The organism is Aureisphaera sp. (assembly GCF_059726885.1).
This window is the reverse complement of sequence record NZ_AP041051.1, coordinates 694,762-719,201: the sequence shown is the minus strand read 5'-3', so window position 1 is coordinate 719,201 and position 24,440 is coordinate 694,762. Positions and strand designations below refer to the sequence as shown.

General features: G+C 37.6%; 30 protein-coding genes. 5 read left to right on the top strand and 25 right to left on the bottom strand.

Annotated features, from left to right (window positions below; genetic code table 11):
- Nucleotides 1–20: 20 nt before the first annotated feature.
- The 17 genes from AC6JAD_RS03330 to AC6JAD_RS03250 all read right to left on the bottom strand — a co-directional run bounded on the left by AC6JAD_RS03330 (nucleotide 21) and on the right by AC6JAD_RS03250 (nucleotide 13,809).
- A complete protein-coding gene (locus AC6JAD_RS03330; protein WP_461302565.1) occupies nucleotides 21–836 on the bottom strand; it encodes a hypothetical protein in 816 nt (271 codons plus the stop codon).
- A gap of 173 nt (nucleotides 837–1,009) precedes the next feature.
- Nucleotides 1,010–1,615, bottom strand: coding sequence for a DUF4738 domain-containing protein (locus AC6JAD_RS03325; RefSeq protein ID WP_461302566.1), 606 nt, complete (start codon nucleotides 1,613–1,615; stop codon nucleotides 1,010–1,012).
- Between the two features lie 217 nt (nucleotides 1,616–1,832).
- Nucleotides 1,833–2,237 (bottom strand): SMI1/KNR4 family protein, encoded by a 405-nt coding sequence (locus tag AC6JAD_RS03320; protein WP_461302567.1) that lies wholly within the window; start codon nucleotides 2,235–2,237, stop codon nucleotides 1,833–1,835.
- A gap of 4 nt (nucleotides 2,238–2,241) precedes the next feature.
- Nucleotides 2,242–2,460, bottom strand: coding sequence for a hypothetical protein (locus AC6JAD_RS03315; RefSeq protein WP_461302568.1), 219 nt, complete (start codon nucleotides 2,458–2,460; stop codon nucleotides 2,242–2,244).
- A gap of 726 nt (nucleotides 2,461–3,186) precedes the next feature.
- Nucleotides 3,187–3,906, bottom strand: a complete 720-nt coding sequence (locus AC6JAD_RS03310) for a hypothetical protein (RefSeq protein ID WP_461302569.1) — start codon at nucleotides 3,904–3,906, stop codon at nucleotides 3,187–3,189.
- A 114-nt stretch (nucleotides 3,907–4,020) separates the two neighbouring features.
- The gene (locus AC6JAD_RS03305) at nucleotides 4,021–4,815 is read right to left on the bottom strand and encodes a hypothetical protein (protein WP_461302570.1); all 795 of its coding nucleotides are present in this window, start codon (nucleotides 4,813–4,815) and stop codon (nucleotides 4,021–4,023) included.
- A 147-nt stretch (nucleotides 4,816–4,962) separates the two neighbouring features.
- Nucleotides 4,963–5,649 (bottom strand): DUF4304 domain-containing protein, encoded by a 687-nt coding sequence (locus tag AC6JAD_RS03300; protein ID WP_461302571.1) that lies wholly within the window; start codon nucleotides 5,647–5,649, stop codon nucleotides 4,963–4,965.
- 506 nt (nucleotides 5,650–6,155) lie between these two features.
- Nucleotides 6,156–6,779, bottom strand: coding sequence for a hypothetical protein (locus AC6JAD_RS03295; protein WP_461302572.1), 624 nt, complete (start codon nucleotides 6,777–6,779; stop codon nucleotides 6,156–6,158).
- 97 nt (nucleotides 6,780–6,876) lie between these two features.
- Complete coding sequence (locus AC6JAD_RS03290; protein ID WP_461302573.1) at nucleotides 6,877–7,566, bottom strand: DKNYY domain-containing protein; 690 nt, start codon at nucleotides 7,564–7,566, stop codon at nucleotides 6,877–6,879.
- Between the two features lie 77 nt (nucleotides 7,567–7,643).
- The gene (locus AC6JAD_RS03285; protein ID WP_461302574.1) at nucleotides 7,644–8,336 is read right to left on the bottom strand and encodes a hypothetical protein; all 693 of its coding nucleotides are present in this window, start codon (nucleotides 8,334–8,336) and stop codon (nucleotides 7,644–7,646) included.
- A 268-nt stretch (nucleotides 8,337–8,604) separates the two neighbouring features.
- Nucleotides 8,605–9,027, bottom strand: a complete 423-nt coding sequence (locus tag AC6JAD_RS03280) for an energy transducer TonB (RefSeq protein WP_461302575.1) — start codon at nucleotides 9,025–9,027, stop codon at nucleotides 8,605–8,607.
- Nucleotides 9,028–9,097: 70 nt separating this feature from the next.
- The gene (locus AC6JAD_RS03275; RefSeq protein WP_461302576.1) at nucleotides 9,098–9,649 is read right to left on the bottom strand and encodes a YceI family protein; all 552 of its coding nucleotides are present in this window, start codon (nucleotides 9,647–9,649) and stop codon (nucleotides 9,098–9,100) included.
- A 4-nt stretch (nucleotides 9,650–9,653) separates the two neighbouring features.
- On the bottom strand, nucleotides 9,654–10,151 hold the full coding sequence (locus AC6JAD_RS03270) for a hypothetical protein (RefSeq protein WP_461302577.1): 498 nt from the start codon (nucleotides 10,149–10,151) through the stop codon (nucleotides 9,654–9,656).
- Between the two features lie 127 nt (nucleotides 10,152–10,278).
- On the bottom strand, nucleotides 10,279–11,388 hold the full coding sequence (locus AC6JAD_RS03265; RefSeq protein WP_461302578.1) for a helix-turn-helix domain-containing protein: 1,110 nt from the start codon (nucleotides 11,386–11,388) through the stop codon (nucleotides 10,279–10,281).
- A 23-nt stretch (nucleotides 11,389–11,411) separates the two neighbouring features.
- The gene (locus tag AC6JAD_RS03260) at nucleotides 11,412–12,122 is read right to left on the bottom strand and encodes a TIGR04283 family arsenosugar biosynthesis glycosyltransferase (protein ID WP_461302579.1); all 711 of its coding nucleotides are present in this window, start codon (nucleotides 12,120–12,122) and stop codon (nucleotides 11,412–11,414) included.
- 12 nt (nucleotides 12,123–12,134) lie between these two features.
- Nucleotides 12,135–12,926: a DUF547 domain-containing protein gene (locus AC6JAD_RS03255; RefSeq protein ID WP_461302580.1), complete on the bottom strand. Its 792-nt coding sequence runs from the start codon at nucleotides 12,924–12,926 to the stop codon at nucleotides 12,135–12,137.
- A gap of 1 nt (nucleotide 12,927) precedes the next feature.
- Complete coding sequence (locus tag AC6JAD_RS03250) at nucleotides 12,928–13,809, bottom strand: DUF547 domain-containing protein (RefSeq protein ID WP_461302581.1); 882 nt, start codon at nucleotides 13,807–13,809, stop codon at nucleotides 12,928–12,930.
- Between the two features lie 256 nt (nucleotides 13,810–14,065).
- Here AC6JAD_RS03250 and AC6JAD_RS03245 point away from each other — a divergent pair, with 256 nt between their 5' ends.
- Genes AC6JAD_RS03245 through AC6JAD_RS03230 form a run of 4 tightly spaced genes read left to right on the top strand, consistent with a single transcriptional unit; the run spans nucleotide 14,066 to nucleotide 16,896 of the window.
- On the top strand, nucleotides 14,066–14,599 hold the full coding sequence (locus AC6JAD_RS03245; protein WP_461302582.1) for an RNA polymerase sigma factor: 534 nt from the start codon (nucleotides 14,066–14,068) through the stop codon (nucleotides 14,597–14,599).
- Nucleotides 14,596–15,381 carry a HEAT repeat domain-containing protein gene (locus AC6JAD_RS03240; protein WP_461302583.1) on the top strand — a complete coding sequence of 262 codons (786 nt, stop codon included), beginning with the start codon at nucleotides 14,596–14,598 and terminating at the stop codon, nucleotides 15,379–15,381. Before AC6JAD_RS03245 ends, AC6JAD_RS03240 begins: the two co-directional genes overlap by 4 nt.
- An 18-nt stretch (nucleotides 15,382–15,399) precedes the next feature.
- Complete coding sequence (locus tag AC6JAD_RS03235; RefSeq protein ID WP_461302584.1) at nucleotides 15,400–16,185, top strand: DUF4097 family beta strand repeat-containing protein; 786 nt, start codon at nucleotides 15,400–15,402, stop codon at nucleotides 16,183–16,185.
- 18 nt (nucleotides 16,186–16,203) lie between these two features.
- A complete protein-coding gene (locus AC6JAD_RS03230; RefSeq protein WP_461302585.1) occupies nucleotides 16,204–16,896 on the top strand; it encodes a DUF4097 family beta strand repeat-containing protein in 693 nt (230 codons plus the stop codon).
- A gap of 175 nt (nucleotides 16,897–17,071) precedes the next feature.
- Here AC6JAD_RS03230 and arsM read toward each other — a convergent pair whose 3' ends face one another.
- The 7 genes from arsM to AC6JAD_RS03195 form a co-directional block, all read right to left on the bottom strand.
- Nucleotides 17,072–18,040: an arsenosugar biosynthesis arsenite methyltransferase ArsM gene (arsM, locus tag AC6JAD_RS03225; protein WP_461302586.1), complete on the bottom strand. Its 969-nt coding sequence runs from the start codon at nucleotides 18,038–18,040 to the stop codon at nucleotides 17,072–17,074.
- Between the two features lie 66 nt (nucleotides 18,041–18,106).
- A complete protein-coding gene (locus AC6JAD_RS03220) occupies nucleotides 18,107–18,919 on the bottom strand; it encodes a purine-nucleoside phosphorylase (RefSeq protein WP_461302587.1) in 813 nt (270 codons plus the stop codon).
- Nucleotides 18,916–19,533 carry a TIGR04282 family arsenosugar biosynthesis glycosyltransferase gene (locus AC6JAD_RS03215; protein WP_461302588.1) on the bottom strand — a complete coding sequence of 206 codons (618 nt, stop codon included), beginning with the start codon at nucleotides 19,531–19,533 and terminating at the stop codon, nucleotides 18,916–18,918. The genes AC6JAD_RS03220 and AC6JAD_RS03215 overlap by 4 nt, the downstream gene beginning before the upstream one ends.
- Complete coding sequence (locus tag AC6JAD_RS03210; RefSeq protein WP_461302589.1) at nucleotides 19,526–20,026, bottom strand: rhodanese-like domain-containing protein; 501 nt, start codon at nucleotides 20,024–20,026, stop codon at nucleotides 19,526–19,528. Before AC6JAD_RS03210 ends, AC6JAD_RS03215 begins: the two co-directional genes overlap by 8 nt.
- Before the next feature lie 19 nt (nucleotides 20,027–20,045).
- Nucleotides 20,046–21,101: an arsenosugar biosynthesis radical SAM (seleno)protein ArsS gene (arsS, locus tag AC6JAD_RS03205; protein WP_461302850.1), complete on the bottom strand. Its 1,056-nt coding sequence runs from the start codon at nucleotides 21,099–21,101 to the stop codon at nucleotides 20,046–20,048.
- 47 nt (nucleotides 21,102–21,148) lie between these two features.
- Nucleotides 21,149–21,478 (bottom strand): arsenosugar biosynthesis-associated peroxidase-like protein, encoded by a 330-nt coding sequence (locus tag AC6JAD_RS03200; protein WP_461302590.1) that lies wholly within the window; start codon nucleotides 21,476–21,478, stop codon nucleotides 21,149–21,151.
- A gap of 112 nt (nucleotides 21,479–21,590) precedes the next feature.
- Complete coding sequence (locus AC6JAD_RS03195; RefSeq protein ID WP_461302591.1) at nucleotides 21,591–22,346, bottom strand: DUF481 domain-containing protein; 756 nt, start codon at nucleotides 22,344–22,346, stop codon at nucleotides 21,591–21,593.
- 165 nt (nucleotides 22,347–22,511) lie between these two features.
- On the opposite strand from AC6JAD_RS03195, the gene AC6JAD_RS03190 reads away from it, so the two are divergent.
- Nucleotides 22,512–22,733 carry a hypothetical protein gene (locus AC6JAD_RS03190; protein ID WP_461302592.1) on the top strand — a complete coding sequence of 74 codons (222 nt, stop codon included), beginning with the start codon at nucleotides 22,512–22,514 and terminating at the stop codon, nucleotides 22,731–22,733.
- A 51-nt stretch (nucleotides 22,734–22,784) separates the two neighbouring features.
- Here AC6JAD_RS03190 and AC6JAD_RS03185 read toward each other — a convergent pair whose 3' ends face one another.
- On the bottom strand, nucleotides 22,785–24,440 hold the full coding sequence (locus AC6JAD_RS03185) for a solute:sodium symporter family transporter (RefSeq protein ID WP_461302593.1): 1,656 nt from the start codon (nucleotides 24,438–24,440) through the stop codon (nucleotides 22,785–22,787).

Here is a 24,440-nt window from a genome sequence, read left to right as displayed (position 1 = left end):
GTTGTTAGCCTACGTTTTTTTTATTTGACTGTTTGTTTTAATTTCCGATTTTCGCCATTCAATTCAGTCAGTTCTCCTTTTTTCAAACAAAACTTCAAGTCATTAAATTCCATCCATTTTCCACTAGATAAAGCAAAACTTATTTCATCGTCCTTATTCAGATTCCTAGAATTTAAAATCAGCGTTTCATTAATGTTTTTCCACAAGCCTTCTGTAAAATCTGAACCGTGTCCTTTATCCACCCAATATTTAAATGTTCTGTCCTCTTTTAAAATTAATTTAATTTCAAATCGTTCTTTGTTTCTCCCTTGAAATTCGCCATAGAATAATTTTGTTTTTCTATTTGGTGGTTCAATTTTCATTAAAGAATACATTTTGCTATTAAATATTTCGATAAATTTCTTATCTCGATAAGAATCGGTACAAGTGTGGCAGAATTTTAAATTAACAATCTCGATGTTATTTAATTGAAGAGTGTCAATCATTTTATCTGGGCAACCAGAATAACCTCCAACTGCACTTACTAAAATTCTTTTTCCATCAAGAAATAATTGGGTTGCAATTTCATTAATTCTATTATCTAACCATCGATTGTCACTTTCAGTCAGTTTGAAATCTTTTCTAAGTCCGCTGTATATTTGAATACTGTTTATTGTATTCAATTCAGTTTGTAATAGTCGACTTTCAGGTTTATGAATTGAGTCAAATTCCAAGTTTTTCGGCACGTAATTTATTAAGTCATAATACTCTTTTTCATACAGAGTTGACGATTGAGGATTTTGAGCAAAAATTAATGTGCTAAAAATTAAATTTAATATGAAAACGGTTTTTTTCAAATGTTGAGTAACGGTCTCGTATTACTGTCAGTTACGGGTTTTAAGTTACTGTTTTTCGGTTTGGCACTGGCTTTCGTACTCCCGAGTGGATTCGGACGTAGTCGAATCCCCCAACACGAGCGTAGCGAACTGACGCAAGTAAATTGAGGTTATACATTGTTGCCAAACGGTTTTTATAATCCAATATCCTTAATATTCCAATAATCAATTTTACCTTTTTTCTCTGTTTGATAGAAAATAGCAAAATCAGTTCCAAGCGACCAATCAGTATCTGGAACATTAATATGCGCTTTAAAATAAAGTCGATTCGAGCGAATAAAATCATATTCCACATCTCTCAAAACAGAATATTTTAAAAAGTCTCCATTAAGACTATCTTTGAAGGTCGATTTTTTCACTTGAGATTTGAGTACGATTTCACTTCCTTTTCTCAATATTATTTCAGTTACATTATCGTGATATATGTCTTTGTAAATAATTGGTTTATTTAAATCGTTTATTCGGACAATTGAGCTGTCGTTTAGCGAGTATGTTTTTAATTCAAGTTGATGATTCTGATTCCCAATTTTCACTTCTTGGTTTTTTCGGATAGTATCAAAGTCCGTTCGCCAATAAACAATAGTTGTGTCTAATTTTTTGGGTTCAACTTTTGGTTGAACTTTTAATTCAGTTTTTGGTTTCGCTTTAGTGTTAAATTCAGATTGGTTTTTTTCTGATTTTTTTTGGTCGCAACTATATAGAAACGAAAATATTAATATTAAAGACAAAAGTTGTTTCATTATAAGGCTTTCAACTGTTTGCTAACGGTCTCGGCTATGAACAGTTGCGTGGTTCAACAACTAAATTAGCAAATACAAACTGAATAGAAAATTCGCGAGGATTTTCGTAAGCGATGCCCTGAGCTTGTCGAAGGGTAGGCGAGAACAAGCAATTACTTAGAGCCATTGTTGTGCATAGTTTTTATTTATTAAACTTCGATTTTGTTTTATTCCAGAATTAGCTTTTTTCAACGTAAAGTTTATTAATCGATTCAGCTATTTTTTCCACTTTTCTTGTTTCGTGATTCCAGAAATATAGGTCGTCAGTTAAATTCCCATTTCCATTATGAGTCAAGATTAGCTGATTCCCAAATCCGTCCGCGCCAATTGCGATTCCATTTTCAGGAAATCCATTCCATTTGCGAGCATTTCTTGTTTCAAGTCCGATGTGATTACAAGTCCGACTTATTCTTTTTCGGTCAGTTTTATCGAAAAACGGATGCAGTTCAAACTCAAATTCGTCCGAAACCAATAATTCTCCGCCATTTGATTTTATCATTCGGTTTTTAAATTCAGATGGAAATTTTACATTCAATTCCGATTCCGTTTCTGTTATATATTTTTCTTCTAATGGGAATGGCATTCTTTTAATCAGATATTAAAAATGAAACTATTAACATTGCGTAAGCAGTCCAATAAAATGATTGAAACCCTTTTGTGATTATACTTTGTTTGTCAGCTAACCAATTGTTGTTTGGATTTTTACGAACTACCTCCTTCACTAATTTAGTAACAGCATATTTATTCCACAAAAAAATGACTGCTCCTACAAATAAAATGAATGTGATTTTTTCTAAAACTGCCATTTTTTCAAGTTATGCACAACGTGTTTGTGTATGATTTCGTTGCGTGTTTAAGTAACCAATTTAGCAAATACAAACCGAATAGAAAATCCGCGAGGATTTTCGTAAGCGATGCCCTGAGCTTGTCGAAGGGTAGGCGAGAACAAGCGATTACTTATACACGTTGTTAGCCACAGACAGTATTTATTTAGCTAATTTCATTTTGCTTAAAAATAACAGAAGAGCGAAAATCGGAAGAATAAGCTTAGCAATTCTGTACCATTCACTCTGATATAAGTAGAACTTGCTCCAATTTTCAATTTTGATACCTTCAGTAAGTTCAGGCATAGAGTAGACCATCCCAGTTGCCAAAACAATCAGCAGAATCAATATTCCTATTAATTCCCATATTGACATGGTTTTTATCTTATTTACGTTTAAGTGACGATTGAATAGAAAGTTTAGAGCGAATAATGAAATTGTCACATTAAGAAGAATTAATATAACAAGAATTATAATATTATCTATTTGTAGCTTAAGGTGAATCCAAAATAATATCGTAGATAACAAATTAAAAAATTGAATAAAAATCAAGTATGATAAAACACTAATTAATGAAATTCGAATTACATTACTTTTTTCCATGTTCCATTATATTTTCGATTTTATTTAGAACGGGTCAATATTGTGGCTAACGGTCTCGTATAACAGTTTATTTTAATTGCGGTTATACATTGTTACCACACGTTTTTATTCTTTTGCAACAACCAAAACTTGATTGTCAATTTTATCTTCATAAATGTACTTTTTCCGATGATTCCATATCTCATTATCTAGATTAAGGTCAGATCCTGAAATCTCACCATTCTTAAAAAATAAAGCTTGTCCGTTTATAACAATCTTTTTTCCAAGACTGTCCTTTACAGTTACTGGATAAAATCCCATTCTCATCTCTTCGGCATCCCTTGCTTTTTCCCTGATTTTTTTTGAAATTCCGTAATTACTTGGTTCAATTTTCTCAATTTCGTCTATAAAGATGAGTCTTTTGAAGTGTTCAACATAGTAACCAATTGGAGGTTGATTTGAAACTCTAACTGTTGCGAAATCTAAAGTTTCTCCATTATTTAAAGTCACTTTTGCTGGTGCAAGCATGTTCATACTCCAATCAGAAGTAAGTCCGATTTTGTCTAATTCCGATTTTAGCTTTTCTGTTAGAACCAAATCCTTTTTTGAAAACACTCGAAGTGTTTCAATTTGTCCATCTATAAATCTTTGGAACATTTCTCCTTCTTTGTAAAATGAAGATTTGCAGATTGAGCATTGATAAGTCTGAATGCTGCCAATTTTTTCTGAGTCCGAAATTCTTGAATCAAATTTGGACTCTAAATAATCAGCTCCGAATCCCACAGTGTTCTTCTCGTGGCAAACAGGGCAACCAACTTTCTTCTTTTTTTTAAATACTTTAAACATTCAGTTCTAATAGTGCACAACGGTCTCGTGTAACCGTCAGTTAGGGATTAAATTAGCGTTTATTTCGTTTTAGCACTGACACGAGCGAAGTGAACAGGTGCAAGTAAATTGCGGTTATACATTGTTGGGCACAGTAATTTTTAATCCGTATACTATTTCCAGTAATGCAATGTTGTACCCATAACCATATCCATCGACAAACTCGGTTGGTAGCCTTTCGGTTTTAAATTTATCAGAAGCTTTTATATAGTCTTCTAATATTTTATTTGGCTCTCGATTCAAGTAGTTCGATAAATATTCTTCTGCCATTTTTCGTTTGTCAAAAGCTAGAAAATATTGGGTTGCGATTATTGGGCTAAAATCAAAACCTAACAAATTATTTTTGATGACTTGTTCGGAATTTTGAAAATCCTCAAAAAGTGGAATTAAATTTAAGCTGATTGACTCTGGGATTACTTCAGTTGCAATTTTTAAATCAGATTTATCTGCAAGATTTAGAATTAGTTTTCCTTTTTTTGGGTCAACTATATGTCCAATATCTCCTCCTATTAGAGTTTCACTAGTTTTGTTTATTAGCGGATTTCTTTTTGAAAACTGTTTTAACTTTTTTGAGTTTATATAAAAGTCAGCTTTACATTCAATATATTTTTCGGCAACATTATATCTACTTGAAGAAAACTTAACAAACAAAGAGTAATTTCCAGTTATATCATTCAGTTTGAGTTTATGTTGACTCGGAAAGTATTCAAATCCTAGTATGGATAATTTTTCGGCAACTTTTGAGCAAGTCTTTTCATAAATTTCTCTCGGTTTTTCAATAAGTTCAGAAGTAGATTTTCTTTCCGAAATTCTTTCTTTATTTCCGAAAATGTGCTCTTTAAAATCTTCTATGGTTTTTATCCATTTCATTTTGTTCTTATTGTGCCTATCGGTCTCGTGTACGGTTTGTAGTGTTAGGAGGTAAGTTATCAAAAAAGAATGAAGAGCGCGGAAATTCAGCAGAAATTCCCGAACCATCTTTAAACACTATGCACTATGCACTTTGTTATGGGCTTTTTAATTCATTTTAAATAATTCCTTATTCATATCAATATAGACTTGGTCCACTTTTCCCTTGTTGGATTTTGCCATTTCATTGGCATGGTCGTAAGTCATTTTCATTCCAAGTTCTACAAACTCTAAAGCCGAGTCACGTTTACCGAGAAAGCTGTTAATTTCCTTTAGTAACCAAGCTAGGTGGATTTCATTATGAATGTAATACTTGTCCAAGATTTTGACTCTTTTTTTCTTGCCATGTCCCAAGAACCTCGTTTGATTGAAATCTTGTGGTGTGATAGATAAAAAAGGCTCTGGAAAGTTGTTGAAGTCATTATAAAATCTCTGACCATATGTTTCAAACGCATCCCAGATTTGATTTATTGATTTGACATTATCTTCCTCTTTATCTCTAAATGTCCAATGATAGTCACCTTCACCTTTTGGAGATAGTCGTTCCCTAATAATACAACTTGCGTATGTTGCTTTGTCAAATGGTTTGCCTGCTAAATCTGGAATAAAGTCAAAGTGAATTGCTGTTTCGCAACATACCGAGCCACCGTCCCAACTTCCTTGTAGGCCAAAGATTTTAACAACATGATTGTCTTCGACTTTCCGAAAGTGGAATCCCGAGCCTTTCCAGTCAAGTTTTCTTATCCTTGGTGCAAAGTGCTTTGCAACTAATTTTTTAAATCCCGCTGCGTCCATTTATTCCAATCGCCCATAACGGCTCCGTATATGAAAAGTAGTGCTGAAAATAAGCTGTTACTTTTCGGATTAAGCACAAGTCGAATTTTTAAATTTTACTATTTGTTTTTTTTGGAAATCGTCAAATTTAAAAATTTGGCGGCATTCCAAAAATGCCCAAACCTTCGTGTTAGCAATGACTTGCGCTATTTTTTATATACAATGTTCTACACTGTTTTTTTTACTCTGTTTATTATAATAGCTTTTACAATTTGAATAATTCCGTAAATGCACAAATGTACGATTGGAAATAAAATCCCATAAAATAATACAACTAACGAGCCACCACCTTTAAAATTTTCTTCATCACTAAAGATGTAAATCATAAAAACCGTATAAACCAAAAACACGAACAGATGTAAATAAAATACTCTTTTTTGTCTGAACCATAAACCTAATAGAATTAGTAGGAATACAATTCCGTAAATCAAATACATCATCGAAAATTCACTATCCGTTGGAATCATTTAGTTTCGTTTTTCAAGTTCAGCTATTAATTCAATACGCTTTTGCTTAAAACTCCTTCGAGCTTTATTAAATTTTGCGCTCTTTTCGTCCGCTGTCAGTTCCGCAATTAGATGTTCAATTTTTCTAATGCTCAACTCGTTTGGCTGTTTAAAATATAAATCCGCACCAAATTCTGCCTGTTCATTTTTTTCGTTTTCGAGTTCGTTAATTCGTTCGATCGGTTTTTCAGTTTTGACTTCAGTCAGTTCATAATCAGCTTTCGGTAATTCGGCTTTTCCGATAATTTGCAGATACTCACTTAAAATCCGTTTTTCCACGTAGATTTTTCCTCCGCCAAATTTGTGTCGGTCAGTCATATCTTTTTTAACACCTGAAATCCAATATTCATCTCCGCTTTCCAAGTCAAAATAATTCCCCTTAATTCCCATTCCGTTCAGACTCTGAAATGCTTTTCCGTTAAAATGAATTGTCTTTCCGCTTTTTGAGAATGATACAAGTCCAATCCACGCATTTCCATTATCGGAAAATCCGCTTTTCAATTCTATGTATTTTATTTCTGCCCTCAATGTTTTTTCAAATGGTGTAGAACGTGTTTGTGTATGATTAGTGGCGTGTTTCAGCACTTAATTTAGCAAATAAAAACCGAATAGAAAATCCGCGAGGATTTTCGTAAGTAGGCGAGAACCAGCCATTAATTATACACGGTGTTAGCACCAGTATTTATTCCTTTTTTATTTCATTTATTGTATTCGGTGGAATAAATTCCCACTCTTTGTTTTTGTCTCCAATTATAAATTTGTGTTCAAATTCACGAACAATATTTCTTTTGTCGGTCTTATCGTAATAGAAAGTTTTTGAGTCCGCAATTCCAAATTTTTCATTATGCTTAAACACGTGATTTTTATCCGTTGCAAAAAAGAAAAATTCAGGACCATTAATTACTTTAAAAGTTCCTCCATCAGCATCAGGCATTAGTTCTCCTCTGAAGTAAACGTTTTCTCCGTCTGTCGCATATTCTTTTCCGAGATATTTAAAACTTTCAGGATTTGCTCTGTCCATTATAATTTTACTGAAATAGCAAACTCCGCAATCTTCATAGTCTACACAACCAACACTAATAGGATAGTAAACATTGTTTTTGTCTTTAGCATAACTTGTTCCAGCTAATACTACAAAAGTTTCTATATCTATTCCTTTTAGAGGCTCAATATTACAGGCTATTTCTCCGCCAAAAATAGAATCTCCAATTTTGGTATATCCATCAATACTTTCTTTGTCTTTTAGTGAAACCCAACTATTTTCATATTCAGCTGTTTTGTCAACTATTCCAGTCGGTTCGAAATATTTATTCTGTCCTCTACAACTTGTCAAAAAAAATGTAAAAGTCAGAATGATAATTAAGTGTTTCATCGTTGGTTTTATATTGGTGCTAACGTTTTGTGTAAGTTGCGTTTTAATGCAATTTACAAGTTGTTGGCAATGGGCTTTTACTTTTTTAGCATCTCAATAATTTTTTCATCTTGAAATGTTCTAATTCCATTTTCATAATTCGTCCGAAAATACTCATCATATCCAGTTTCATTGATTTTGTCCGCTATGATTTGTTCGTCCAAAAATTTCTTTGGATCTGGAACTGTCAATGTCGCGATTAAAAAATCAAAATCATCCATTTCCTCTGACCACGTGATATTTAGAAATCCATTTACATCAATTATCTCAGGCTCATTGTCTATTTGATAATCTGAATTATTCCAATTGTATTCTTGGTATATTTTACTCCACCTTTCTTTAATGATTTCAAGACTTCTGTTGTTCTTTAATTTTGGATTTATTAAAAGCCCCAAGGTTCCCCAAGTCTTGTTTAAAGAAGGTCCAGATTTTTTCCAAAGTCCTTCTGCAGCAGCCATAGCAAAGGCTTGACTTTCTAAATTTCTCGCATTTTTAATGGTTTCTTTAAATGGTAAGATATATGCAGTTCCAAAGTTGGTCTTTGGATGATTAGAAATAATCATTGTAAAAGTATCTTGTCTGGTACTTGATTTTCTTCCATAACGAATTCTAATTGCAATTGGCACTTTTTTGTCAACAGTTTCAAGATAAACTAGTCGCCACTTTGTTCGATTTGGTGTTTTCCCCCAGAATAAAGAACCAATAATTATTGCTCCTCCTTTAAAGTCCATTTTTGATCTGTTTCAGCTGGTTGCCAACTCTTTGTTAATCGTAACTAAAGGTATAAAAGAATATTCACTTTATTTGGAGGTATAGCCTGTGACTAGCAGGTTTTAAACGCATGTAAATATTTATAAATGCTTCCAAGTATTTATGAAACCGTAAACGCTTGTAAGTATTTACATTTCCTAATCTCGGGAAGCGATGCCCTGAGCTTGTCGAAGGGTAAGCGAGTACTAGCAATGAATTATATACGTTGTTAGCCACACGTTTTAATCCTCAACTTGAAATAAATAGTGGCAGTATATACGATACGTTTACTGGTTTTCCATCTTTCATCCCAGGTTTGAACTTTGGTAGAATAGTAATTACGTCAATGGCGTTTTGGTTTATAATTTCAGGGCCGCCACTTGCCGTTATATTTATTGGATTACCCTCAACATCAATGATAAATTCAATCATTATTTCAATTTTTCCAGAAATTCCTGCTTTACCAATGAGTTCAGTATTAAATTTTCTTTCTACGTGCCTTTGGATATATTTGGAAGTACACGCTTTTTCTTTACAACCAGGCGCAATTGGTGGGTTTTCTATAATAGCAAAAGGTATTAAATCTCTTTCGTTGATTTCTTTATCAGTTAGATTTTGCGCATTAACTGCAATTCCAAATAGTAATACTATAAATAATAATTTTTGTATCATATTTTTTCAAATGTGTGGAAACTCTTCGTTAATCATAACTAAAGGTATAAAAGATATTCCATTATTAACCCTACTTAAAAACCAACTCCCCTTTCAAAACAAAATCATCGGCTATGGCTTGATCCTTTAGCCGTTTAAAGAAGGAAGGCGAATTGTAAATTATATCGTAATCCGTGCGGTCCATGGTGTATTCAAAACGCAATTCAACTTTGCCCTCGGATAGATTTAGGGTCGCTTCAAGGGTTTCAGTGCGGGTCTTCCCTCGAATGGTCATCTGTCCCGTGAGTTGCGCCTTACCATCTTCAATTTGCGATGGGTTAGATAGTTGAAACGTGGCCGTTGGATATTTCTTAATATGAAAGAAATCCTTGTCCCGTAAATGATTCCGCAATTGGCTATTTTCCTGTTCCAGGGTGTTCATATCTATGGTGACCCTAAGGTCTTCAATTATATAGTCTGTAAGGGTCAAGGAAGCCGAAGCCGTTTTCAACGTGCCTTCGGGGGCATAACCGCCCACGGCTGCCTTTCCTTGCCACTGCAACGTTTGTGCTGTGTCTATGGTAAAGGTTTGCGCTTGTACAATAGTCGAAAATAATAGTGATAATAGAATAAGCCTTTTCATGATATTAGTTTTTAGTGATTAATACATTTGCTGTAGTGTTTATGGTTTCGTAGCCGCATACCCTTTCCCCATCGGCCGTTTCGCCAATGAAATACCATAATGCCCAACCACCAAAAAGGGATTCGCCCACACGCCAATTCTTATTCCAGGTGTAGGGTTCGGCTTGATTTAGGGTTTGTTTCTTGGTGCCGAATGTTTTGTCCAGCTCTTTCAATGCATACACCTGCCTAAGGTTCCATTGGTCATTGTAAAAAATGTAGGCACCATACTCTATGACCTTTATTTCACTTTCACGGCATAGGACAGAGGTAGCATGTTTCCAATAATAGGTGTCCTCGATTTTTATGGGATCGTTTTCCTTGGGAAAATGATGTACCTCGATCGCGCGACGTAGGCCTTCCAGTTTTTCGGGCAGGGGTTCATCGCTCGGAGTGCCATAATCTGCTTGTGCCAATAATGGGCTAATGCTACATGCCCAGATAAAAAATACAATTGCTTTCATGATTTCAGGTTTTTTTGATTTCGAAAGCAAATATGAAGGAAAGACCCTATGCGAGTCGTTGCGATTTGAAAAATGAAACGTTTTGAAGAAAAAAGGGAAGTTTCAATTTTAAAATTGAAACCTTTAATTAACTGTTTTTAAGATGTTTGGGAGATTTTCCTGTGATTCGGGTCACCGTGCGGTTAAAAGAGGCTTTGGAGTTGAATCCTGCTTCGAATGCAAGGCTCAGCAAGGTGAATTTCTCGTTTTCGGGCTGGGAAAGTAATGTTTTCAATTCCTGAAAGCGGAGCTCATTTACATAATCGGTAAACTTCTTATTAAAAATGGTCGATAAGGATTTGGTGACCAAATAGGGTTTGGTGCCAATAGCCTCAGAAAGCATGCCGACCGTTAATTCGGAATTCTTGAACAACTGCTCGTCCTGCATTTTCTGTGTAATCTTTTGAGCAATGACCTTCAATTGTTCCATTTCCTTTTCCGAAGGGACTTCCACTCTTTTGAAGGCAATGGTGTTTCGTCTGGAAAAACCTTCCAATCCCAACCAATAGGTAAGAACCGCCATAGTAGCAAAAATGGGATACCCAAAGAAACTGAAGGCATAATCGAAGAAAAAGTAGTGGGCTATGGTAAACAGGGTGAACAGAACGGAGAACACCACCAATGCCAGCACCACTCGCTTTATCCATTGGGTGTTTTGCGGGATAAGGCGATACCCTTCTATTTCGGGTGGGTGTTTAAGTACCTTCAGGGCTTTGTAGCCATATAATACGATAAGTGCCCCACCAATAACATACATGGTAGGGAAGTGCATCCAAACTACATATCCCCAATAGCCCAACCAAGTGAGGCTTTCGCGGGTTCCATCCCAATAAAAATTTTGGGACTTTATGAAGAAGCTCCAAATCACCTCGATAGTCACAGGCAAAAAGTGAATCCAATGCTTTCGTTTTACACGGAAGTTAGGATTGGTGTAGCTCAATGCGAAAAAGTAAATGAGTGTACCATAGATCCAATTAAACTCCAACAGAAAATAGTACCAGGTGTCGTAACGTCCCAACCCGAAAAAATAGAGTGTTTCGGCTAGAAGGCGGTACGAAAAGAAAAAGAGAATCGTCGCTAGAAACCTATTGGCAACTTTGTGTAGGGTATGGGTTCGCCAGAGGATAATCCCATATATGATGCCCTGTAAGGCACCCAGCACCAATAATACAATGAGCAATACGGTTTTGGTTTCCACTTCCCTAAGATACAGAAGAAGAATTAAGAGGCAATATTCTTTTTATAATAGCGGTACAATTCGTCGGCATCGGCCCCAAAGAATTTCTTTACATAAATGGCCCAGAAATGGTATTGTAAACGCCAAATGCCCTTTTTGCGGTAGAGTCGGCATGAGGTGGTCAATTCATTGCGAATGACCACAAATTCATTGCGGCGGTAGAGTTCGTTTATGAGAATATTGTCCTCGTAAATGGTATAGCGTTCATCGAAACCACCAATTTCATTGAAAAGGTCCTTGGTAATGTACTGACTCTGATCTCCACCACGACAGGCACGCCATTTAAAACGGGTGAGCCACCCGGCCAAACGCAGCCACCAATGATCACTATCAAATTTCATCTGAAAGCAACCGGCCCGATTTCCATTATCTACTTGCTCTAAAATAAAGACATCGAAATTCTCGGGAGGAAACGAATCGGCGTGCAAAAAATAAAGGATGTTCCCGAGTGCTTTTTGAGCCCCAATGTTCATTTGCTTGGCGCGCCCCTTTTCCGAAGAAAGAAGCAGCATAGGAATAGATGAACCGTTTTGGGAAATGAATTTTTCAACAATTTCTGGTGTCCCATCTTCGCTTCCACCATCTACCACAATGATTTCCGAAATGTGGTCAGGAGTGGCAGAGGCCAATAAGTAGGTCAATTGGGTTTTAATACCACTGGCTTCGTTCAGGACTGGGATTACGATCGAAATCATAAAACAAATATATTATTGCTTATTTAAATTCCAATCGTATTCCAAATATTCTACGGTAGCATTATCGTTAATTGGGTCATCAACATATTGATTTATGTAGCCAATTACATCTTGTTTTCCGTTTATCGTAAAATCCTTGGCATACCAATCGAAGATGGAAGAAAGCTTGGGGTTGCTGGCCGAAATTTCATTTTTTGGACCATCAATGAATGCCCGAGTTACCTGGTCCAGTTGTTCTTCAATTTTATTGGCAACGTAGGCTTCATTCAATAATTTAGGACAGGAAACTGAGGCGCAATTAATGGCAAAGTGAATGCGCGGTTCGTTCATTTTACGCAGGATGCCATTTTCTATGCCGCCCAAGGACAAATTTCTATTTCCAATGGGGACAATTCCCCGGGTCCAAGGGCCATTAATGTCCTTAATGCTCTCGGTAGGGTAGTGGTCTACAATTAATTTTACGGTATGGGCATTGTAAAGGTTGATGTAGTAAGCCAAAAGTTCTTGAACTGACCAGTTCTTTTTAGGGGCATTATTAGACAACAGTGTTAGATAATTTTCCAGGGTATTTTGTTCCTTCTGAAACCCTTCGTAATTCACCCAGCCTTCGTCGGTTACATATTTCTGAAGTAGTGTGTTCCATTGCGAATGGTCTACCAAAGAAGTATTTGCCGAAGTCAACTGCGGGGTAACCTGCTTTATGGGTTGTCCCTGGGTACTTAATCCAGCTGCGGAAAAGAGGGCGCAACTTTGCAAGGATACAAGGATGATCAATAATGTGACAATTTTGGAGAAAACGTTCATTTTATTTGTTTAGCGCCCAGTCATAGTCCATAAAACTTTTGCGGGCATTCGATTTAATGGGGGTTTCTGAATATTTATTGAGAAAGTCGATAAGACTTCCCTCTTTCTTAAAATCCTTTGCAAACCAATTAAAGATCTTTGAAATTTCAATTCGGTCACTGGTAATGGTGTTTCTCTGGGGATCGTTTACAAATTCCTTGGCCAAATCATCCAATTGGGTATCCACATTGGTAGCCGTAAACGCTTCATTTAAAAGTGGTGGACAGGAAAAAGAAGCGCAGTTAATGCCAAAATGAATTCGAGGGTCATTCATTTTACGTAGGATCTTATGTTCGATCTCGTCTAAATTGTACCATTTATCCCCTAGTTTCCATAGTCGTTGCTCCCAAGGTTTGTCAATATCCTTTATGCTTTCGAGCGGTAGGTTGCGCAGGATTAGGTCTACGGTCATGGCATTATAGGCATTCATCCAATAGGCCAATTGATCTGCTTTTGACCAGTTTTCTGAGGGCATTTGTACTCCCAATGACGTTATATACTCACGAAGCGCATGTCGGTTTTGCCGAAACCCTTCGTAATCTACATTGCCCTTTTTCGATACATGGGTCCTTAAGAGTGTATTCCAAACAGAATGGTTAAAGGCTTCTGTCATTTCAGAAGTTACCTTCTCTTCAACTTCATCGGATGCATCAATAACTTTCGTTTCTTCCACTGGAATCGAATCATCCACCTTTATAATAAGGGTATCTTTTACAACTTCCTGCACTACTTTCACAGTGTCTGTTTTTGTGTTCTTTATAGAAGTGTTATTAACCACCTTTTTACTTCCCCCACAAGAAGTCAGTAAAAAAAGCAGCACAATAAAATATAGGATATACCTCATGTTGTTTCGGTTAAGTATATGTACGTAAATAAGTATTGTTTGGATGTAGCTGGGTACAAATCCTGTTCCAAAAAACCATTCTTGGCTGTCATCGGATTGCATTCAACATATTCTTCCATGAGATCTAAAAATAATTAAAGCCTTGATATTAGTAGGATTTTAGCGCCAAACTTTCAGTAAATTGAAGAATATTTTTCAGAAAATGTAACCTTTTCAACGAACCTCGGTCTTCATACCGATACTAGCCAGCAAAGTCTTGAAACATCAGAGCGATGAAATACTAATGCAAAGTGTAGCCAACGGGAATTTGGATGCCATGAAAATACTGTTTGATAGGTATCATCAGTGGATCTATAATTTCTTCTTTAAGATGAAACCCGACGCTCCTTTTTGTGAGGACCTAACGCAGAATGTGTTTTATAAGGCATTGCGATATCGATCTTCGTATAAAGGTGGAAAATTTGCTTCTTGGATTTTCAGTATAGCAAGAAACCTTTTTCATGATCAGATTGAAAAGGAAAAGTACAGGTCTAATGTGTCGGTCGAACACTTAGCGATTGTAGATGATGATGGGAGGGAAGATAGGAGTGATGAGGTGAAGCGATTGCACGTAGTACTTAATAAATTGAAACAAGAAGAAAAAGAGCTTATTGTAATGAGCCGGTTTCAAGGAATGAAGTATCAGCAAATTGCCGAAGTTATTGGCAGTAACGAAACAGCTGTAAAAACCCGTGTACATCGGGTTATTAAGAAAATGAAAACATTGTATTTCGAAAATCAGATATCATGAAGTGTGAATTAGTTGAAAATAACATCATGTCTTTTGTTGAAGGCGACTTAGATGCCAAGCAAGCAAAAGTCTTAGAGGAACATATTGCATCATGCGACAAGTGTCACCAATTGTTGATTGAGACTCGCTATATGATAGAGGTGTTCAATGAAGTAGAAGAGGAAGTGCCAAGCCCACAGGTACGGGAAAATTTCATGGAATTTCTTGAAGAGGAAAAATCGTTGCAGAACTTTAATTTAGAAGGCAAAGGGAAAAATGAGTTCCCATGGAAAATGGCCTTTCAAGTCGCTGCCTCCATTCTACTGCTCATAGGCGGTTATGCCATGGGAAGTTTTCAGAAAGGCTCCCAAAATGACATTCAAATAGCCGAACTAAGACAAGAGGCTTCACAGTTGAAACAAGATATGATGTTGGCCATGATAGATAATAGATCTGCCAGTAAACGCATACAGGCAGTAAGTTACAGCGAGGAGATGACGGTGCCGGACAATGAAGTGCTGGAGGCTTTAATAGATCGTTTGCATTTCGATGGCAACGTGAATGTACGCTTGGCAGCAGTAGAAGCATTATCGAGGTATTCAAAAAACGAACAGGTGAAAGACGCCTTTATAAAATCACTAACCAATGAAAAGAACCCCAATGTTCAGATTGCAGTCATGCAATTCCTGGTAGCTATTCAGGAGAAACGCGCGCTTGCTCCCATGCAGAAGTTGTTGGAGCACATGGATACACCAGGTTTTGTAAAGGACCAATTGAATGATGGGATTATAACACTTATGTAAAACAAAAAAGCATCAATTATGAAACGAATAAGTATAAGCATTATCGCACTGCTCATTTCCCTTACGGCCTGGAGCCAGGAATACAAAGTGTCCCTTAGTGGCATAAATAAAGTAGTGCTGGAAACCAACACCACTGTAGATGTAAAAATAGGTTCATCTGGTGAGTTGATCCTTTTTGAAGGAAAAGATGGATCAGATTATTCCTATGACTGGGATGAAAAAGATGATGATAGAGCGAAGGGGCTTACAGCATTGTACGCTGGCGGGGTAGATAATACTGGTTTTGGAATGTCTTCCGAAAAGGATGGAGGCACTTTGCGATTAAAGGATTTAAAACCTTTTACCCAACGAGGCCGACTTACCCTCACCTTGCCCAGTAATGTAGACCTTACCCTTGATTGTGGTAATCTGGGTGGTGCTAACATTGAAAACTTTACGGCCGAATTGGAGATTGAAAGTAACGTAGGAAACATTAAACTCACGAATGTAACCGGGCCAATTACCGCCAATACAAGTACGGGAGCCATAGATGTGGTGTTTACCCAAGTAAATCAGGATGCGCCCATTTCTATTACCAGTTCTACAGGGGTTATAGACGTGACTCTGCCAAGTAGCACAAAAGCCGATATAGAAATGAGATCGACCATGGGGAGCGTTTACAGTAATTTCGATTTAGAACCTAAACGTGATGATGGAATGAAAGTGATAGGCGCCAATCGTAAAATAAAAGGACAGTTGAACAACGGAGGTGTCGATATTCGATTAATCTCCTCAGTGGGCAACATCTACTTGAGAAAGAAATAATTCAAAAAAAAATCAATCATGAAAAAATCAATCATTTGTATGCTCCTGGTACTGGCAGGGAGCCAACTGTTCGCGCAACGTGCGGTAGAGTTAGTGGAAAATGTGTCCAGTGGACAGGATGTGTTCTTGAACTTTAAATTCGCCAATGAAATTAAATTGGTGCAATGGAACAAAAGCGAAACGAAAGTGGAAGCGTCGGTATTAATCGATGATGGGGAAGGTAATGAATCGTTTAGCCTTAAAACCAAAGAAGTAGGATCCGAATTAAAGATTTATTCAGACTTTGGAGACTATTTTGAAAAGAAGAAACACAAAGACAATTGGTGCAATCACCAGACGGAAATCGATTACGTGGTGTATGTGCCCAAGAACACTAGGGTAGAAGTGAAAAGTATTTCTGGAAGCGTGGAGGCAGATGCCTATAATGGTACCTTAAAAACGGATTTAATTTCGGGAGATGTGACCATTAAGAAATACAGTGGCGACCTAAAATTGAAAACAGTTAGCGGGGATTTAGACGTCACTATGAATAGGGCCAAGATAGATGCACGAACGGTGACAGGTACCATTTACTCCGATTTGGATATTGAACAAAAAACCAAGAAAGGGAATTCCTATGGAAGTAATAAGGTTTTGGGAAGTGTGAATGGAGGAAGCGAACTAATCGTGCTAAATACGGTTTCGGGTAATATCTATATGAGAAAAGGATAAAATATCAGATTTTAACAAGAAAAAGAGAGCCTGTATGGGCTCTTTTTTATTAGAACTTGTAGGTGATTCCCAATTGCATTTTCCATCTCGAGTTTTCGCTATCTACTACCCATGCAACTGAAATGAAGCTTCATTGGATACAGAAATGAAAACCTAAACCTGCAAATACGTATTCCTAGCAACAGCCACCGCCGTCATAGTGGAAGGTAGATTCGCTTATGTAGATATCGTCACGACCCAATGCCGCAAGATTAGCTGCGGTTTTATCGCAGATGGCTATGGGTTGATTTTTCAATAAAATATGACCGTTGTTATCATCTAGGTATTCCTCTTTACCGAAGTAGATGGCTGCTTTTCCTGTAAAAATACAGGGGCCATCTTCTGGCATCGGGTCTTTAATGGCGGCCACTTCGATAGACTCGATATAAATGAGCTCATCGGTAGGATAGTTTTTCGGATCAAGAATACGGTAGGGTTTACGAGCCCTAATTTCTATGGTTCCGAACCCTACATCGGTCAAAGCTTTTACATACTCCTTAATAGGTAGACTTCCACTAAGGCAAAGCGCACGAAGGCGTTCATCATTGCGAAGTGTTTCGTTCATGGTTTGTTCGCAGGTAGGATCGCTCATTACCAAACGGCCATGCGGTTTCAATACACGGTACATTTCTTCGATGGCCCGTTTTAAATCGTCTTCCTTAAAAATATTGAACAAACAGTTCTGGGCAGCTACATCGATACTGTTGTCTGCCACAGGAAGGTTCATAGCGTCACCCTTCTTCAGGTCTACAAACTCACTTTTAAACCAATCATTCTGCGCTTCGGCTTCTTCAAAATTCTTGCGGGAAGCCTCTAGCATTTCATCTACAACATCTACTCCAATTACACCTCCTTTTTGTCTCGAAAAATAGGAGAACTGTAATAACTCCATGCCTCCACCTACACCAACATATAGGATTTTTGGATTGTTAATTAGATCTCGCGCATGAACCGTACTTCCACAGCCATAATTCATTTCCTGCATTATTTTGGGAATCTTTAAGCCTGGGAGTTCCCAAATTGGATTGGTGGTACAACAAAGTCCAACATCTGGGGTTAATGCCGCTTCTTTGTAAACGTCTATGGTAGTATCTAGATAACTCATGTGTATTATTTATGCCTTCAAGAATAAGTGATTTTGTCGGAACAAACCACTTTTCTTTACGGAATTTTATAATTGTTTTAATAATTCGGTAAAAATAGTGATCATATGGGGTTCCGCTTTTCCAGCCATGGCTATGATCTCCGGAATGTCCACTGGTTCCAGGTTGTCAGGGTCACATTCGTCCGTAAGCACAGAAATGGCCGATACCTTTAATCCAAGATGATTGGCGACGATAACCTCGGGAACGGTACTCATACCTACTGCATCTGCACCGATGATTTTCAGGTAACGATATTCTGCACGTGTCTCCAGTTGAGGTCCCACGACACTTGCATATACGCCTTTGTGCAGCGTGATATCCTTTTCGGATGCAATTTGTTCTATTTGTGCATTCATCGCTGCGTCATAGGGTGCGCTCATATCGACAAAACGTTCCCCTAATTGCTCCACTCCCTTAAAGGCTAATGGCGAACCACCTTGAAGGTTTATATGATCATCGATAAGCATAATTTCCCCTTTGTGAAAATCTAGGTTGATAGCTCCGGAGGCGTTGCTTACCAATAATGAATTTATACCTAATTCATGCATTACCCTTACCGGGAAGGTTACATCATTTAATGAGTACCCTTCGTATAAATGAAAACGTCCTTGCATTAAGATGACCCTTTTTCCAGAGAGATTTCCGTAGATCAATTTTCCCTTGTGAAACTCCACGGTTGCCGTTGGAAAATTAGGAATGTGATTATAACTTACCTCAGCGATGATATCTACTTTATCAACGATCTGTCCCAATCCGGTTCCTAAAATAATCCCGACTTCCGGGGAATCGAACCCCCTAGAGATTAAAAATTTAGCAGATTCTTCTATAAATTTTTTCATGTGTTTTTCAAATGTTTTAAAAAGGGCTGAAAAGCCTCAATGTCTTTTATATCGTCATAATAGTCCACATCGTTTCGTTCGGGAAGCATATGGACTTCTTCTGTTCCTAAATTAGCTAAAGTATCCTTTAAAACGGAAGCAGTGCCCCATTTTTTATTTTGAAATATATTGGGATTAAGCTGTTTCATGCCCAACAAATAATAGCCTCCATCCTCAGCCGGTCCGATAACGTAATTGTTTTCCTTTAGATTGTGAAAAGCATTTTCAAGATCAGTTTGGGAGAGATCGAACAGGTCACTTCCAATAATGATAATACGCTCATAACCGTCTTTGAAACCTTGTTTGAAAGCATGCATCATACGTTCACCCAGATCTTCGCCCATTTGTTGCTTTTTCTCATAAACCGCATCATCCCAAACATCATTATCCCGTATTTTGACTGAATAATGCACTTGTTTTTGAGCGGCAAGATTCGCGGTAACAGTTACGGTATGAATCAACAAGAACCTATAAACATCCAGCGCAGCCACATCACCAATGGTGGCAGCCAATCGTGTTTTGCATTTTCCTAATTCTGGATTACGGGTAAAAATGAGTAGAAGGTCCTTAGTCATATACTTTTATTCCTTTCTTCAGCCATTTGCCCCAAGATTTCGTGCAGGTATGTACACTATCGGTTTCTTTTTGAGATAGATTTAAAACGGGATACTCCTTGTTTTTCCATTCAAAAATACCTCCGTATAAATTCTTAACTTCGGTAAACCCCGCTTTTTTTAATTTTTCGCCGATTTCTTCAGAACGGATACCTAAGGAACAATAGACTACGATTGGGGTGTCTTTGTTTTCAATTTCGGATGTAACCTTGTCAATCGAAAAGTCTGAATACCCTACGTATTGTGCGTTTGCAATATGGCTTACATTGTATTCGGACAGCTCCCGGGAGTCCAAAATAACAACCGCTTCCTGGGATTGTTCCATTCTTAGTTCTTCCACAGATATATAAGGAATACTATGGGTGTTGTAGGTGTTAAGCAATTTGTCCACCGATTGTTGGGACCAACAAAAGGTGGTGATAAAAAACAGGGATATGAATATTAAATTCTTCATTGCTGAAAAATCCAGGATATTAGGCTACGGTTCCTTGACAACTGCTTCCAGCGCCAGCAGTACATCCATAACAATGTTGGGATATTACAATGGTACGATTGCTTAAAACCTCCTCATTGTACTCACTTATGTGCTTCACTTTACTGGCAACTTTTAGTCCTAGCATCTGATTGAAATCACAATCGTACAACCAGCCATCCCAGCTAATTGAGATCGTATTGGTGCACATAACATTGGCTACAGCGGCTGGATTATAGGCATCTACCAAGGAATACATATAATCTTCATAATTATCGCTGGCAATTAGATAATCTAGGAAGCGTGAAATTGGGAGGTTCGTAATGGCAAATAAATTGTGAAATTGAATGCCAAAGTCTTCCATAAGGGCCTTTTTAAAATCCTTTTCCATGCTAGCCTGATCTCCGGGTAAAAAAGCACCACTAGGATTATAAACCAAGTCCAATCGAAGGTCGCTATCCGGCATTCCGTATCCCACTGCATTTAATTCCTGAAGGGCTTTAATGGAAGCATCAAAAACACCATCTCCTCTTTGCTTATCTGTTTTTCCGCGAGTCCAGTGCGGCATGGAACTCACTACATGCACATTGTGCTTTTTGAAAAATTCGGGAAGGTCATAGTATTTTTTATTGGCCCTAATAATGGTCAAGTTACTTCGTACAATGAAATCCTTAATACCAGCCTTACTTGCTTCTTCAACGAACCATCTAAAGTCTGGGTTCATCTCTGGAGCACCACCGGTTAAATCTAAAGTATGTGCGCCCGTGTTACGAATAACCTCTAGGCATTGCTCCATGGTTTCCCTTGTCATAATCTCCTTGCGATCGGGACCGGCGTCTACATGGCAATGCTCACAAACCTGATTGCACATATATCCCACATTGATCTGAAGGACTTCCAATTTTTTTGGTTGAAGGGGAAATTGCTGTGTTTCCTTTATTTTTTCGGCAAAAGTGGGTAGTTCACCATCTTTGAAGATTCCATTAGATAGAATCTCTAGTTGTCTATTAGCATTGGCCAATTCGCTTTCCCTTTTATGAAGGGATTGTGTTTTTATTTTGGTCATACTTTATTTCCTAATGTATACTTTTTTGAGAGGTCCGGTTAACCGTCTAATTTGTTCACTTTGTTCATCATCATTACCCCATGAACCAATGTGGCGCCACTTTTAATAGCTGCTCCCACATGCACCGCTTCCATCATTTCCTCTTTGGTTACCCCACGTTGCAAACCATCCTTGGTATAGGCATCTATACAATAAGGGCATTGTTCCGTATGAGCAACGGCTAAAGCGATTAAGGATTTTTCGCGAGCTGTGAGGGCTCCCTCTTCGAAGACCTTACCATAATAGTCAAAAAATTTGGTTCCCAATTCTTCACTCCATTCGGTGATATTGCCAAATTTTCTGAGGTCTTTAGGATCGTAATACGACATAAATATTCTTTTAACTGCCTAATAGTAACAACAGTAGGGTTTAAGTATCGGGTAAAGATAGGGAAGTAGTCTTATTTGTAGGCGCACCCTTACGAAAGTTTTTGGAAAAAAATCAATCAAAAGAATAGCTAAAACCTGTTCTAAAATCGTACTGGGAATTTTGAATGCCCAATGCTGGTACCGCATCGTAAACAAATGTATAGGTGAGTTTAATGTCGAAGCCTCCAAATAGCTCGACGGCAAAAGAACTTTGGCTCGATATCCTGTAATCCGAAAACTCTCTTAGTAACGGTTGGTAATATGTAGTGCTAATCAATGAAATCCGTTCACTAGGATAGATGCTGAATGAAAGATAGGAACTTCCCCTGAGGTCACGCTGAATGGGGGTAAAATTATCGGCAATTTCTTCATATTCAAACATCACTAATGTTCCTAGATAGAACTTGTAGTTTTCCGAATTGGTTAACTTAAAACGAGGGCCAGTGCCCAATAATCCGCGAAAATCGATCAAGCTAACCTTGTTGTATTGTCCCTGTGTAAAAACCTCCCATGCGATTTTTTGATGAAAACGGTAATTATGCCGGACATGGGTAATACCGGCATTTTCAAACTTATCCCCTTCAATTTTGGTGAAGTTAATATCGTTTTTAAAGAGTAGTAAATGCTTATCCATTTTGTACTGGATGTGTATATCGCTCCCTAGAATCACAAAATCATTTACGTTTCTTTTAATGGCGAAATGTGCACTGGCAGATCCTGACCATCCTGAAGTGTCGGTTACTTTGCGAAGGGATTCTGCGTTTAGAATTTGCCCTTTTATTGGAATGGTAAATGCCACGAAACCAATAATAAAGAATAGCTTCTGCATGTAGTTAGTTTTCCTAAATATACATTTTTTGAAAAAAGTTTAACCGATTTTGCTTGCTTGTGTTAAAATTCTGTTTAAACAAAAGGCTATATACGCTCTAGAATGTATCTTTGCGGCGAACGAGGATGTATTTTCTCTAAGTTTAACCATAAGAAATAGGATTACATGGATATACTGGATCAAGCCTTGGAGTTCGAACAACGTAAAATGACGTTTAAAACAACGAGTGAACGAATTGAAGCTTCACGTGAGGTAAAAAGTTTAATTCTTGGAATTAACGAGATATATAAGAAAACAAAAGACGCGCAGTTAATGGATTTAATGAAACGCCTAACTGTGATTAAACAGAAAATTGAAAAACGATTGAAAGGTCGTTTGGCAGCTTAAAAAAAAATCCCTTGATGATCATCAAGGGATTTTTTTTGAACCTTCCTCAAATTATCTAAAATAGATATACACGCCTGTTACAATTACGATAATTGCTATTCCAACAGGTTTTGCAAATTTCCATTGCGTTATATCTACCTGTTTGGTGTACTCCTGCACATATGCTTCTTTCCTTGGCCTTAAGCGTCCAATAATAAGCATAATAATGACATTAAAGACGAATAGAATTGCCATTACATCCAAATAATGCAATCCGAAATATGCCTGCGATTCTATTGCCGCCAATTCCGCGGCGTCCGTGATCCCATTAGCTTTTGCTTCGTTAAGAGCATTCTTAATCATGTACGGTTGTAATACAAATTGGCTTAAGATGTACAATATAGAACCCGATAGAAGTCCAATTTTAGCCGCAATAGCAGGAACCTTTTTGGTGAGATAACCTACAATGATGATCGTTAAAATTGGAATACTGTAAATACCGTTGATTTCCTGTAGATAGTCGAATAAACTACCCGCATTGGCAATTAGGGGTGCAATGAACATAGAGGCAAAAGCTAGGAGCAAACCAAACCTTTTACCTTGTTTCACGACTAGTTTTTCATTGGCTTCTGGATTAATATGCTGCTTATAGATATCGATACCGAAAAGTGTTACCGAACTATTAAGCACACTATTAAAGGAACTCAAAATCGCACCAAACATAACCGCAGCAAAGAACCCTAGGAATGCAGGAGGCAACACTTCGGCTACCAATCTGGGATACGCCTGGTCTACACTATCTAGACCACCATTAAATACATGGTATGCTATAATCCCGGGCAGTACTACAATAATGGGTCCTAATATTTTGATGAAAGAACCGAGGAGTAATCCCTTTTGTCCTTCTTTCAAGTTCTTGGCTGCCAACGCCCGCTGAATAATCTGCTGATTGGTACCCCAATAGAATAACTGTACCAGCATCATACCTGTGAAAATAGTATGGAAAGGAACCGGATCTGAAGGCTTCCCAATGGACTTGAATTTATCTGGGTTTTCCGTGGTTAGAATATTAATACCATCCATTACACTACCGTCACCTATAAGCATAAGTCCGAACACAGGAATTAAAAGACCACCAATTAATAAACCAATGGCGTTAATTGAATCGGAAACCGCCACAGCTTTTAGCCCTCCAAAAACAGCATATATAGAGCCTATGATTCCTATGAGCCATACGCAAAGCCAAATGGATTGAGTTTCTGTGATATTCAATGCCTCGGGGATATTAAACATCCCACTTACGGCAACAGACCCTGAATAGAGGATAACTGGTAAAAGAACCACAACATACCCTGTAAGAAACAATGCCGAAGTAATTGTCTTGGTAGAAACGTCGAAACGTTTGGCAAGGAACTGCGGAACGGTTGTTAGTCCTCCTTTCAGATACCGGGGTAAAAGAAATAAAGCGGTGACCACCATTGCGATTGCAGCTAGGGTTTCCCATGCCATAACCGATAGTCCACTTTCATAGGCGGAACCGTTTAAACCAACGATTTGTTCGGTCGATAGATTGGTAAGCAAAAGTGATCCCGCAATTACACCGGCGGTTAAACTTCTTCCTCCCAAGAAATAACCATCGGAGGTACTTTCATTGGTTTTCCGGGTAGCTAGGTATGAAATTACCCCTACCAAGAGTGTAAAAGCTAAAAATGTAACAATTGTCATCAT

Bases quoted from the DNA above. Each gene is read 5' to 3' on its own strand.
- AC6JAD_RS03280 (WP_461302575.1), bottom strand. From the start codon at position 9,027: ATGATACAAAAATTATTATTTATAGTATTACTATTTGGAATTGCAGTT.
- AC6JAD_RS03195 (WP_461302591.1), bottom strand. From the start codon at position 22,346: ATGCAGAAGCTATTCTTTATTATTGGTTTCGTGGCATTTACCATTCCA.
- AC6JAD_RS03320 (WP_461302567.1), bottom strand. From the start codon at position 2,237: ATGCCATTCCCATTAGAAGAAAAATATATAACAGAAACGGAATCGGAA.
- AC6JAD_RS03210 (WP_461302589.1), bottom strand. From the start codon at position 20,026: ATGAAGAATTTAATATTCATATCCCTGTTTTTTATCACCACCTTTTGT.
- AC6JAD_RS03250 (WP_461302581.1), bottom strand. From the start codon at position 13,809: ATGAGGTATATCCTATATTTTATTGTGCTGCTTTTTTTACTGACTTCT.
- AC6JAD_RS03200 (WP_461302590.1), bottom strand. From the start codon at position 21,478: ATGTCGTATTACGATCCTAAAGACCTCAGAAAATTTGGCAATATCACC.
- AC6JAD_RS03285 (WP_461302574.1), bottom strand. From the start codon at position 8,336: ATGGACTTTAAAGGAGGAGCAATAATTATTGGTTCTTTATTCTGGGGG.
- AC6JAD_RS03230 (WP_461302585.1), top strand. From the start codon at position 16,204: ATGAAAAAATCAATCATTTGTATGCTCCTGGTACTGGCAGGGAGCCAA.
- AC6JAD_RS03270 (WP_461302577.1), bottom strand. From the start codon at position 10,151: ATGAAAGCAATTGTATTTTTTATCTGGGCATGTAGCATTAGCCCATTA.
- AC6JAD_RS03240 (WP_461302583.1), top strand. From the start codon at position 14,596: ATGAAGTGTGAATTAGTTGAAAATAACATCATGTCTTTTGTTGAAGGC.
- AC6JAD_RS03310 (WP_461302569.1), bottom strand. From the start codon at position 3,906: ATGTTTAAAGTATTTAAAAAAAAGAAGAAAGTTGGTTGCCCTGTTTGC.
- AC6JAD_RS03190 (WP_461302592.1), top strand. From the start codon at position 22,512: ATGGATATACTGGATCAAGCCTTGGAGTTCGAACAACGTAAAATGACG.
- AC6JAD_RS03300 (WP_461302571.1), bottom strand. From the start codon at position 5,649: ATGGACGCAGCGGGATTTAAAAAATTAGTTGCAAAGCACTTTGCACCA.
- AC6JAD_RS03235 (WP_461302584.1), top strand. From the start codon at position 15,400: ATGAAACGAATAAGTATAAGCATTATCGCACTGCTCATTTCCCTTACG.
- AC6JAD_RS03315 (WP_461302568.1), bottom strand. From the start codon at position 2,460: ATGGCAGTTTTAGAAAAAATCACATTCATTTTATTTGTAGGAGCAGTC.
- arsM (WP_461302586.1), bottom strand. From the start codon at position 18,040: ATGAGTTATCTAGATACTACCATAGACGTTTACAAAGAAGCGGCATTA.
- AC6JAD_RS03185 (WP_461302593.1), bottom strand. From the start codon at position 24,440: ATGATGACAATTGTTACATTTTTAGCTTTTACACTCTTGGTAGGGGTA.
- AC6JAD_RS03255 (WP_461302580.1), bottom strand. From the start codon at position 12,926: ATGAACGTTTTCTCCAAAATTGTCACATTATTGATCATCCTTGTATCC.
- AC6JAD_RS03275 (WP_461302576.1), bottom strand. From the start codon at position 9,649: ATGAAAAGGCTTATTCTATTATCACTATTATTTTCGACTATTGTACAA.
- AC6JAD_RS03325 (WP_461302566.1), bottom strand. From the start codon at position 1,615: ATGAAACAACTTTTGTCTTTAATATTAATATTTTCGTTTCTATATAGT.
- AC6JAD_RS03260 (WP_461302579.1), bottom strand. From the start codon at position 12,122: ATGATTTCGATCGTAATCCCAGTCCTGAACGAAGCCAGTGGTATTAAA.
- AC6JAD_RS03215 (WP_461302588.1), bottom strand. From the start codon at position 19,533: ATGACTAAGGACCTTCTACTCATTTTTACCCGTAATCCAGAATTAGGA.
- AC6JAD_RS03305 (WP_461302570.1), bottom strand. From the start codon at position 4,815: ATGAAATGGATAAAAACCATAGAAGATTTTAAAGAGCACATTTTCGGA.
- AC6JAD_RS03220 (WP_461302587.1), bottom strand. From the start codon at position 18,919: ATGAAAAAATTTATAGAAGAATCTGCTAAATTTTTAATCTCTAGGGGG.
- AC6JAD_RS03290 (WP_461302573.1), bottom strand. From the start codon at position 7,566: ATGAAACACTTAATTATCATTCTGACTTTTACATTTTTTTTGACAAGT.